This window comes from Ruegeria lacuscaerulensis (assembly GCF_013031245.1).
In the GTDB taxonomy this organism is placed as follows: Bacteria; Pseudomonadota; Alphaproteobacteria; order Rhodobacterales; family Rhodobacteraceae; genus Ruegeria; species Ruegeria lacuscaerulensis_C.
Genome location: NZ_WPZL01000105.1, coordinates 1 through 1050, shown reverse-complemented (window position 1 = coordinate 1050; position 1050 = coordinate 1). Strand labels below are relative to the sequence as shown.

The following is a 1050-nucleotide window of genomic DNA, read 5'->3' as shown; positions in this document are numbered from 1 at the left end:
GGCTTTGTTGCACAAAACGGGGTCTGAGCGCAGTTCCCCTTTCCCCGGGCGGATTTATCCTACGGCCTGTGTGACAGGTATGCCAAGCGCGGTGTAGCCGTTCAGCACAGTGATGCGGACCTGCAATTCCGCGACTTGGCGATCGAAGTCCCTTGCCATCAGCGATTGGCCGAGCAACTTGATGCAGTTCATCTTGCTCTCAACGCGGCTCCTGCGGTGGTATCCGCTCCATCGTCGCCAGATGGCGCGGCCCAGGTACTTCGAGGAGCGCAGGGCATCGTTTCTGGCCACCGCGCCAGCGCTCGTCGGCTCCCACGGCTTGGCGTTCTTGCGTGGCGGGATGACAGCGGCGGCGTTTCGAGCGGCGATTGCCTCGTGGCATTTCCGAGTGTCATAGGCACCGTCGGCAGTCACTGAACCGATCTCCTCATCTGCCGGGATTTGGTCCAGCAATTCCGGCAGCATTGGCGCATCGCCAATGCTGCTATCGGTGATCTCAACCGCCCGAACCTCCAGCGTTGCCTCGTCAATCCCGAGATGTATCTTGCGCCATATGCGGCGCTTCGGACCACCATGCTTGCGCGCGTTCCACTCACCTTCACCTTCGGCCTTGATGCCAGTGCTGTCGATCAGCAGGTTCAGCGGGCCATCACCACCGCGATACGGAATGTTCAAGTTCAGGGTTTTCTGTCGGCGGCACAATGTACTGTAGTCCGGTACCGCCCAATCCAATCCGACCAGCGTCAACAGGCTCTGCACAAAACCCGTTGTCTGCCGCAACGGTATTCCGAACAGGACTTTCATTGTCAGACAGGTTTGGATGGCCGCGTCGCTGAATTGCTGCTGCCGGCCGCGTTTGCCGCTAGGCGGTGGGATCCAGATCATCGCCGGATCAAACCAGATCGTCAGTGATCCGCGTTGCTTCAACCCTTCATTGTAAGCCGACCAGTTTGTGGTCGTGTAATTCTTGGGTGCCCAACTGCTCATGCCCTCCAGCTATCATGCTGGATTCACACAGTGAATCCCTCACCCGATTTGTGCAACAAAGCC

At 58.7% G+C, this 1050-nt stretch carries 1 protein-coding gene; it reads right to left on the bottom strand.

Going from position 1 to position 1050, the window contains the following annotated elements; translation table 11 throughout:
* Nucleotides 1-54 precede the first annotated feature (54 nt).
* On the bottom strand, nt 55-987 hold the full coding sequence (locus GOX66_RS25520; RefSeq protein ID WP_170766722.1) for an IS5 family transposase: 933 nt from the start codon (nt 985-987) through the stop codon (nt 55-57).
* Between the last annotated feature and the right edge of the window lie 63 nt (nt 988-1050).